The organism is Bradyrhizobium viridifuturi, assembly GCF_001238275.1.
GTDB classification, from domain to species: Bacteria; Pseudomonadota; Alphaproteobacteria; order Rhizobiales; family Xanthobacteraceae; genus Bradyrhizobium; species Bradyrhizobium viridifuturi.
In genome coordinates, this window is sequence record NZ_LGTB01000111.1 from 1 (window position 1) to 1,771 (window position 1,771).

General features: G+C 66.1%; 1 pseudogene. It reads left to right on the plus strand.

Annotated elements, in window-relative coordinates:
• Window positions 1-1,771, plus strand: a pseudogene (gene acs, locus ALC15_RS40830) (acetate--CoA ligase); the annotation flags it as partial.

Below are 1,771 nucleotides of genomic sequence, written 5' to 3' on the forward strand. Positions count from 1 at the left end.
GTCTCCTTCGCGCCCGGCAACATCTCGATCAAATGGTTCGAGGACGGCGTGCTGAACGTCGCCTGGAACTGCATCGACCGCCATCTCGAGAAGCGCGGCGACCAGACCGCGATCATCTGGGAGGGCGACGACCCCTCCGAATCCAAGCACATCACCTACCGCCAGCTGCACGACGAAGTCTGCAGGATGGCCAACATCCTGCGCACCCGGAACGTCAAGAAGGGCGACCGCGTCACGATCTATCTGCCGATGATCCCGGAAGCCGCCTACGCCATGCTGGCCTGCGCGCGGATCGGTGCGATCCATTCGGTGGTGTTCGGCGGCTTCTCGCCGGACAGCCTCGCCCAGCGCATCAAGGACTGCGATTCCAAGGTGATCATCACCGCCGACGAGGGCCTGCGCGGCGGCAAGAAGGTGCCGCTGAAGGCCAATGTCGATGCCGCGATCGCCAAGACCGGCGGCGTCGACTGGGTCGTGGTGGTGAAGCGCACCGGCGGCAAGATCGACATGAACCCGACCCGCGACCTCTGGTACCACGAGGCCGCCGCCATGGTGACGACGGAATGCCCGGCCGAGCACATGCATGCCGAGGACCCGCTGTTCATCCTCTACACCTCGGGCTCGACCGGCACGCCGAAGGGCGTGCTGCACACCTCGGGCGGCTATCTGGTGTTCGCGTCGATGACGCATCAATACGTGTTCGACTATCACGACGGCGACATCTACTGGTGCACCGCCGACGTCGGCTGGGTCACCGGCCACAGCTACATCCTCTATGGGCCGCTCTGTAACGGCGCGACCACGCTGATGTTCGAGGGCGTGCCGAACTACCCGGACAATTCGCGGTTCTGGAACGTGGTCGACAAGCACAAGGTCAACATCTTCTACACCGCGCCGACCGCGATCCGCGCGCTGATGCAGGGCGGCGACGAGCCGGTGAAGAAGACCTCGCGCAAGTCGCTGCGGCTGCTCGGCTCGGTCGGCGAGCCGATCAATCCGGAAGCCTGGGAGTGGTACCATCGCGTGGTCGGCGACGACCGCTGCCCGATCGTCGACACCTGGTGGCAGACCGAGACCGGCGGCATCCTGATCACGCCGCTGCCGGGCGCGACCAAGCTGAAGCCGGGCTCGGCGACGCGGCCGTTCTTCGGCGTGGTGCCCGAGATCGTCGATGCCGACGGCAAGACGCTGGAGGGCGAGACCTCGGGCAATCTCTGCCTGACCAAGTCGTGGCCGGGCCAGATGCGCACGGTCTATGGCGACCATGCGCGGTTCGAGCAGACCTATTTCTCGACCTACAAGAACAAGTACTTCACCGGCGACGGCTGCCGGCGCGATGCCGACGGCTACTACTGGATCACCGGCCGCGTCGACGACGTCATCAACGTGTCCGGCCACCGCATGGGCACCGCCGAGGTCGAGAGCTCGCTGGTCGCGCACGAGGCGGTGTCGGAAGCCGCCGTGGTCGGCTATCCGCACGACATCAAGGGCCAGGGCATCTACGCCTATGTCACGCTGATGAAGGGCACCGAGCCGACCGAGGCTTGCGCAAGGAGCTGGTCGCCTGGGTCCGCAAGGACATCGGGCCGATCGCCTCGCCGGACCTGATCCAGTTCGCGCCCGGCCTGCCGAAGACCCGCTCCGGCAAGATCATGCGCCGCATCCTGCGCAAGATCGCCGAGGACGAGCCGTCGAGCCTCGGCGACACCTCGACCCTCGCCGATCCCGCCGTGGTCGACGACCTCGTGCAGAACCGGCAGAACAAGAAGGG